The sequence below is a fragment of the Legionella maioricensis genome, from assembly GCF_023618015.1.
Classification (GTDB): Bacteria; Pseudomonadota; Gammaproteobacteria; order Legionellales; family Legionellaceae; genus Legionella; species Legionella maioricensis.
In genome coordinates this window covers 164219-171940 of record NZ_JAJKBJ010000006.1, presented here as the reverse complement: position 1 = coordinate 171940, position 7722 = coordinate 164219, and the positions used below count along the sequence as shown (strand labels likewise).

The window sequence follows — 7722 nt, the reverse complement described above, 5'->3', positions numbered from 1 at the left end:
TAAAAAAGTGATTCGTTGTTCCTATCTTGTACTATTTGGATGTAGATTATGTAAATAAACACTTATCTTGAGCATATGCAGTTAATATGAGCATGATTCGGTTATTGATAAAGCTTGTTGATAAGCGGTGTTTTCTTATCTCTATCCAGCCTATATATTAATCTTCTTAGGCAAAAAATAGGAACTATCACCCTAATACATCTATACATCTATACATCTATACATCTATACATCTATACATCTATACATCTATACATCTAATATTTTTAACTGCTTTCTCTCAAACCTGGAAGTCAGTTATTAATTTTTCCAACTACGCCATCTCGAACACAGAGATCTCTGGGGAATAGTACGGTGAGTTTCTGGGATCTCTCGCTACGCTCGAGATGACGTGGTAAGAAGGATGGATTAGTTTAATAATAAGGGTTATTAATTTTTTCGTTCTGTTGCTCTTATCATCGAAGTAAGTTGCACGTCGCTTTCCGGCAAGGTGATTTCAGATAGTATTTTATAGCCACTCTTTATATGGACTTGTTTTGCAGATTCACTTGCAGTTTCAAGATAGCAGGGTAATAAAGTAGATTCTGCTGTATTAAAAGTATGTTGCATTAGGGCCTTACCAAATCCCTTTTTTTGATATTCTGGTTTAGTTCCCAGCATCCAGCAATACCAGTATTGTTGCGATCCCATATTCTTTTTTCTTTCTTTCATCGTCAAATCATCTAGTTGCATCAAGCGGTTGAATGCTTGTTTACCTAAAATTCCTGGGGTACTTAACATTCCAGAACGAAACATTCTCCAAAAGGTTAAATGAGTATCTCCGGGGATTTTACGTAACGCTATAGCTTCAAAGTTTTGGGTCCTAAACGCTTTTCCATATAGCACGCAATATTTTACCCAAGTATGAAATATAAGAATCCCTTTCTCACGGTAGGCAGATTGATCAGAGAAGATCCATTGTATTAATGAATCATTTTTAAAAGCATCAAAGAGTGTGGACGCCACCTGTTCAAGTTCATTTAACGTGATGTCCGTAATCTCAATTCTATTAGACATGTTATATACCTTGTAAGTCGTAAATAATAAAATTGTTTATTATTTTAACACCAGGCGCTCTTAAACAACATGCTCTGGAAATGAAGTATCTATATATATTAGATTAGGAGTAGATATTGGCTTGAAAACACTAGGCAACCTCCCTGAAGTTATTTTATACACCACTCATTCTTAGATGATGCACCGATCTCTGAGATTACCTCGATCTACCCCCTCTCCCGCGCTAGTGAGTAAAAAAACTTCAGGGACGTTGCCTAATAAAACTTATTGGTCTTAGCGATAAAGCCCTCCTGCTTAAAGAGAAGGGCTAATCTTGTTTAACGATGAGCATGTCCGTGTTCATCGCCATGTCCTTGCTCATATCCATGTTCGTATCGATGCCCATGTTCATTTCCATGACCATGCTCATATCGACGTCTCTGTTCTTGTACATGGACATGCGTATTATGTCCATGTAACGATCTTCTGTACAATCCCATGTCATGTCGGTTTGCCCAATGACTACCAATCCAGTGCCAACCAGTGCATATCCCGCCTGCACGATAACTTCCGCATTGCCAATATCCATTAACCCAAATTCTTTGGCCCGAAGCGCCATTATATTCACATACACGGTGCTTATGGTGCCAAACACCATCGTAAAAACCCGGTTGGACTATAAAACAGCTTGTATAACCAGGTGGGCCAACCATGATTTCCCTTGCTGGTGGTGGAGCAGAAACAATAACTGAAATGCCCGCGTGAATGCTTGTGGAAACCAGTAGTGATAATAACGCCACCAGTAAATTTGAAAAGCGGCACTTAACGTATAACATAGGAGTAACATCCCCATTTATTAGCATCAATGAACTTGTATTTTAAACAGCTTTGAGAATTAATGCACAATATAAATCAATTTTTTTACCAGGAATAGGACCTTTTACCAGCTAGTTGTATGTTAGACCAAGAATATTTGCAATCATTTTCAAGTCACCTCTGGCGATCGCCTTCTTTTTTTGTTACTCTTCGCAATTCAACTATGGTGGCTCTATTGGTCCCCACGCGACGATAGATTGTGAACCCCGTCAGGCCCGGAAGGGAGCAGCGGTAACGATTGATTCGGGCGCCGAGGTGTGGCTCTTAGAGCTGCCGCCCAAATTGCGAAAACATGTATGAGCTATCTGGCCCTTGCCCGTAAATGGCGACCACGCACATTTTCCCAACTGGTTGGCCAAGAACATATAAATAAGGCATTAATCAATGCGTTGAATCAACAGCGCTTGCATCATGCCTATCTATTTACTGGTACCCGCGGTGTGGGTAAAACCAGTGTTGCGCGAATTCTGGCTAAAGCACTCAACTGTGAAAAAGGAATCAGTTCAGAACCCTGTCTTCAATGCGATGCATGTCTTGCTATTGAGCAAGGTCGATTTATCGATCTAATAGAGATTGATGGCGCATCTAAAACAAGGGTAGAAGATACGCGTGAACTGCTTGATAATGTACAATATGCACCCTCTAGTGGCCGTTTTAAGATCTACTTAATTGACGAAGTGCATATGCTCTCCCAGCACAGCTTCAATGCACTATTAAAAACCCTGGAAGAACCGCCCCCCCATGTGAAATTCATTTTAGCGACCACTGATCCGCAAAAATTACCGGTTACCGTTTTATCGCGCTGTCTGCAATTTAATCTCAAGCATCTACCAGCGGAGTTAATAAGCAAGCATCTACAACTAATTCTCCAAGACGAACAACTGGATTATGAAATCCAGGCTTTAAATATCCTGGCCCAAGCCGCGCATGGAAGTATGCGTGATGCATTAAGTTTACTGGATCAAGCCATTACCAGTTGTGATGCACGATTACAGGCCAGTGATGTAAAAATGATTTTGGGATATACCCAACAAGATTATGCAATAAAAATTCTTCAGGCCCTGGCAGAGCAAAATGCAACTATGTTATTAACTCTAAGCCAGCAAATTGCTACTGAAGGAGGACATTTTCAATATGTTCTGGACGAGTTGCTTAATTATTTTCATCAGATTACCGTCTATCAAAACATAGGGGATCACAATCCATTAATTAGTCCATCAGTGGAAGTTAAGTCCCTTGCGCAACAATTTTCAGCAGAAGATATTCAATTATTCTATCAATTTGGTTTAAAAGGCTGTGAAGAAATTCATCTTGCACCAACATTGGCTATAGGTTTTAACATGACGATGCTACGCATGTTAACTTTTAGACCAGCACCTTGTGCCACTATGCCACCATTAGCTTTTCAGCAAAACAATCCAGTTGGCCAGCCTGTAATTAACGAAGAGGCTCCACAGGAAACAATTGAAGAAGAAGCCCAGCCCTTTATTGATGATACAGCTGTTGATAATACGATTGTTGAAGATGCCGTCGATATAAATGAGCAAAGAGAAGAAACAGATGTTGTGATGGAACAACCGATTATTGCTAACGACAAAGCAACTGATTGGGCCAATATTATACCGCAGCTCAAACTAACAGGCTTAGCACTTAATGCGATTGAAAATGCAGAGTTTATTGCTAAAGAGGGGCGCGATATTATTTTAAGAGTAGCGAAAGGTCATCAGTCCTTATTCAGCCCAACCATTCTCACTCGAATTGAAACCGCGCTTGCTGGGTACTACGAAAGCCCTGTAAAAATCACCCTGAACAGTGATGAGGCAGTACAAGCGAGTCCTGCACAGCAAAAAGAACGGGTAACTCAGGAAAAACAACAAAAAGCAGAAACGGCTTTACATAATGACCCTTTATTTCAACAGCTTCAAAAAGAATTTTCAGCTGAATTGGTCAAAAATTCTATTGTCCCGCTCAAAGATGACTTATAATAATGTAATTAACCTAAATAAACGAGGCAACAATGGACATCAATCAAAATCTTGGCAATCTGATGAAAGAAGCACAAAAAATGCAACAACGCATGCAAGAAGCACAGCAACAATTAAGTCAATTGGTGGTTAGCGGTGAATCAGGCGGTGGCATGGTAATGATTAAAATGAACGGTCGACATGATGTAACTGAAGTTAAAATCAAACCTACCTTAATGGATGAAGACGTTGAAATGTTAGAAGACTTAGTGGCTGCAGCAGTCAATGATGCCGTACGAAAAATTGAAAAAGTATCTAAAGATAAAATTAGCCAATTAACAGCTGGCCTTAATATTCCAACTGACTTGATGGGCGATAAAGAGGAATAAGCCTAACCATGGATACTCTAAACCGTTTGGTAGAAGCACTTCGCTGCCTTCCGGGCGTAGGACCAAAATCCGCACAACGCATGGTGTTTCATTTACTGCAACATCAAAGACAGCGAGGCTTACACCTCGCTTCTTGTTTAGAGCAAGCAATGAACGATATCAGTCATTGCGAACGATGTAATAATTACACCGAAAAAACCCTATGTAATCTGTGTCAAAATCCTGATAGAGATCCGGGGGTTCTTTGTGTGGTAGAAAGCCCCGCTGATGTATCAGCTATAGAGCAAAGCAATGCCTTCCAAGGTAAGTATTTTGTTTTGATGGGCAAAATATCTCCTCTAGATGGATTGGGACCCGATGATATTGGGTTACCCAGACTTAAAAACCTAATCATCAGGGAAGAAATTAAAGAAGTTATTCTTGCCTTAAGTCCCAGCGTTGAAGGCCAAACTACGATTCATTTTATTCATCAACTTTTGCGTGGTGAAACCATCAATATCAGTCAATTAGCTCATGGGATACCTTCTGGAGGCGAATTAGAATTTTTAGACGGTAATACTATAGGAAGTGCACTTCGTAATAGAGCAACAATTAATGTTTAGAATAAAATTTATACATCATTTTATAAAACGCTCTGGCTTAATCCTGTTGATGCTTTTTTTTGCTGGATTGACTCATGCATCTTTTCATAAAAGCCTATGGCCAAAATGGGAAGTGCATAACCCTCTCTCCAAAGAGGTTATTTCTCATCAAGCATGGCAAGACTTCCTTGATCACTATGTAATCACCAATGAGGAAAAAATCAACCTCATTAATTATGAACAATTAACTCAGAAAGATTTAGAGTCATTAAAAAGCTACATAGAAAAAATGTCTCAAATAGATATTGATAATTACAACCGCAACGAACAATTAGCTTATTGGATCAATTTCCATAATGCTCTGATAGTGCATACCGTTGCCAGATACTATCCTGTTACTAATATCCAGGAAATCAATATCTCCCCTGGTTTATTTAGTGTCGGTCCCTGGGGAGCAAATCTGGTAACCGTTGATAATAGTGTGTTATCCCTTGACGACATCAATAATCGCATTATTCGTCCCATTTGGAACGACCCACGGACTCATTATGCATTAAATAATGCAACCATAGGTGCGCCTAATCTGAATAAACAAGCTTATCAAGGTGCACTAATAGAACAACAATTGAATGAGGCAGCGCTCTCTTATATTAATTCGCTCAGAGGAGTTCAGGTAATTGAGGGGCGGCTAATTATTTCTAAATTATACGATTGGTATGAAGAGGACTTCGGCGGCACCAAACAAGACGTGATTACTCATTTGCTACAATTTGCACAGGAGCCGCTGCTTAGCCAACTAAAACATACGAACAGTATTGATAGTTATATCTATAACTGGCATATAAACAGTCCCGCTGTCAGTACTTCATGAAAAAAAAGCACCCAGCCTTTTCTCATTTTTGTTTTTTTTTATTGTGTAATCTGTGCTTTTTTGTTTTGCAATTAATTCTGATCCATTCGCAAAATAGTGGTTTTACTAGCGCAGTTAAACTCCCCATCAGGGTTTATCTCGAAATTTTTGCGACATTAGGTATTCATCTCACCCTCTATATTCTTTTATCACTAATCCAAACTCTATTGCTTATGGGGATACTCAAAAGGACCTGGCATTATTTCTCTCCGGAGCAATGGTTGATTATTATTTGGTCATTATTTGTTTGTGCCATATTAAGTGCCAATGCTTACTTTTTTCCTCTTAGTGTATTCAGTAAATTATTCTCACCTCCCGTTTCTGAATTTTTTATTCTGCTCTTATTATTTCTTTCATTACTGGGCATCTGTATTTTAGTAATTAACAGTCTCTTTTATCGCAAGAACCTGTACGGATTTGTTTTAATACTTCTGGCGGTTTTTTGTTTTATGCTTATAACTCATTATACCAATCCCATTCACGATCAGGGCGCTCATTCCAAACCGAATATTATTATCCTTGGTATTGACTCCCTGAGTCCTGAAAGTATTAATGAAGAGAGCATGCCTTTTCTTACAGGACTCCTGAACAACAGCATGCAATTTACCAATGCCATTAGTCCATTAGCGAGAACGTATCCTGCATGGACTAGCATGCTTACTGGTTTATACACGCAACATCATCATGCAGAAGAAAATTTAGTTCCTAGACGTTTTGTGAAAAGTGATGCAAGCATTATATGGACGTTAGATAAACTAGGCTATGACACCATTTATGCAACAGATGATCGTAGATTTAACAGTATCGATAAAGATTTAGGATTTAAAAAAATAATTGGCCCCAAGCTCGGGGTTAATGATGTTTTATTAGGTACATTTAACGATTTTCCCCTAAGTAATTTACTAATCAACTCCGGCATCAGTGCCGAGCTTTTTCCCTATAACTACAGTAGCCGGGCCAGCTTTTTTTCCTATTATCCTGGAACATTTAGCGCAAAGCTGCAAAATGATTTATCTCAGCCTCAACAGAATAAGCCTGTTTTTTTAGCAGTACATTTTGCCCTTCCTCACTGGCCTTATGCCTGGGCCGTGTCGTCACCGGAAGAATTGGATAACGAGTTCAGTATCGAAAAGCGCGATCATTTGTATCAAGATGCCCTGCAGCGCGTCGACAAACAATTTTTTTCTTTTTTTGAGTTTTTAAAAAAACATCATTATTTAACTAACAGCTTAGTCATTATATTAAGTGATCATGGAGAAGCACTGTATTATCCAAATTCACGTCTGACCAATTATCAGAATTACCAAGGTTTGCCGCCAAGCAGGTTTGCGCAATACCTTAAAAAAAAGACAGCAACCGTATTAAATAAGAGTGCTGGGCATGGCTCGGATATCTTAAGTCCCCGCCAATATCATAGTGTATTGGCATTTAATATTTATGAAAATGACAAAATAGTCACTTCAAGTCATAAAATAAACACACGAATTGCACTGATTGATATTGCGCCTACTATTCTGGATTTTCTTCACATAAATAATACGCACAATATGGATGGCATTTCACTGTTACCAGCCATACTTAATCCACAAGCAAGCTTGCCTGAACGAGCCTTTTTTATAGAAAGTGGTATATTTCCTAATCAAAAACTATCTAAAGAAAAAACTATTGAAATAGGCAAGGAGTTTTACGAAGTGAATCCAGACAACGGTGAGCTTGAAATCAAGCCTAATAAATTAAAATTCTTCGAGCAACAAAAACTATATGGAATTATCGATGGTAATTGGGTGCTGGCACTTTACCCTGATGATAAAACATATATCGCCGTCATCCAAAACTTGGCCACCGGCGAATGGACTGATGATCTGCATGATGCTTTTGCCCAAAAAACACCGGCGGATATAATGTATCAACAATTAAAACATTTTTATGGTAAAAAACTCTTTCTTCCCTTGCCTTAAATAAGTTCT

Annotated in this window: 7 protein-coding genes and 1 other RNA gene; 6 read left to right on the top strand and 2 right to left on the bottom strand. The window is 38.8% G+C overall.

Annotated features, from left to right (window positions below):
- Positions 1-429: 429 nt before the first annotated feature.
- Positions 430-1056: a GNAT family N-acetyltransferase gene (locus LOX96_RS07385; RefSeq protein ID WP_250420958.1), complete on the bottom strand. Its 627-nt coding sequence runs from the start codon at positions 1054-1056 to the stop codon at positions 430-432.
- A gap of 317 nt (positions 1057-1373) precedes the next feature.
- Entirely contained in the window at positions 1374-1871 is a 498-nt protein-coding gene (locus LOX96_RS07380; RefSeq protein ID WP_250420957.1) for a hypothetical protein, read from the bottom strand.
- Positions 1872-2084: 213 nt separating this feature from the next.
- On the opposite strand from LOX96_RS07380, the gene ffs reads away from it, so the two are divergent.
- From ffs to LOX96_RS07350, 6 genes are all read left to right on the top strand, one after another.
- Positions 2085-2181, top strand: an RNA gene (gene ffs / locus LOX96_RS07375) — signal recognition particle sRNA small type.
- A 26-nt stretch (positions 2182-2207) separates the two neighbouring features.
- Positions 2208-3896: a DNA polymerase III subunit gamma/tau gene (dnaX, locus tag LOX96_RS07370; protein ID WP_250420965.1), complete on the top strand. Its 1689-nt coding sequence runs from the start codon at positions 2208-2210 to the stop codon at positions 3894-3896.
- A 32-nt stretch (positions 3897-3928) separates the two neighbouring features.
- Positions 3929-4264, top strand: coding sequence for a YbaB/EbfC family nucleoid-associated protein (locus tag LOX96_RS07365; protein WP_250420956.1), 336 nt, complete (start codon positions 3929-3931; stop codon positions 4262-4264).
- An 8-nt stretch (positions 4265-4272) separates the two neighbouring features.
- Complete coding sequence (recR, locus tag LOX96_RS07360) at positions 4273-4866, top strand: recombination mediator RecR (protein WP_250420955.1); 594 nt, start codon at positions 4273-4275, stop codon at positions 4864-4866.
- A complete protein-coding gene (locus tag LOX96_RS07355) occupies positions 4859-5716 on the top strand; it encodes a DUF547 domain-containing protein (RefSeq protein ID WP_431606629.1) in 858 nt (285 codons plus the stop codon). Before recR ends, LOX96_RS07355 begins: the two co-directional genes overlap by 8 nt.
- Entirely contained in the window at positions 5713-7713 is a 2001-nt protein-coding gene (locus LOX96_RS07350; RefSeq protein ID WP_250420954.1) for a sulfatase-like hydrolase/transferase, read from the top strand. Before LOX96_RS07355 ends, LOX96_RS07350 begins: the two co-directional genes overlap by 4 nt.
- The last annotated feature ends 9 nt before the right edge of the window (positions 7714-7722 follow it).

What these genes read in the sequence shown, in the direction of transcription:
- LOX96_RS07385 (WP_250420958.1), bottom strand. Translation starts at nt 1,056, where the DNA reads ATGTCTAATAGAATTGAGATTACGGACATCACGTTAAATGAACTTGAA.
- LOX96_RS07380 (WP_250420957.1), bottom strand. Translation starts at nt 1,871, where the DNA reads ATGTTATACGTTAAGTGCCGCTTTTCAAATTTACTGGTGGCGTTATTA.
- dnaX (WP_250420965.1), top strand. Translation starts at nt 2,208, where the DNA reads ATGAGCTATCTGGCCCTTGCCCGTAAATGGCGACCACGCACATTTTCC.
- LOX96_RS07365 (WP_250420956.1), top strand. Translation starts at nt 3,929, where the DNA reads ATGGACATCAATCAAAATCTTGGCAATCTGATGAAAGAAGCACAAAAA.
- recR (WP_250420955.1), top strand. Translation starts at nt 4,273, where the DNA reads ATGGATACTCTAAACCGTTTGGTAGAAGCACTTCGCTGCCTTCCGGGC.
- LOX96_RS07355 (WP_431606629.1), top strand. Translation starts at nt 4,859, where the DNA reads ATGTTTAGAATAAAATTTATACATCATTTTATAAAACGCTCTGGCTTA.
- LOX96_RS07350 (WP_250420954.1), top strand. Translation starts at nt 5,713, where the DNA reads ATGAAAAAAAAGCACCCAGCCTTTTCTCATTTTTGTTTTTTTTTATTG.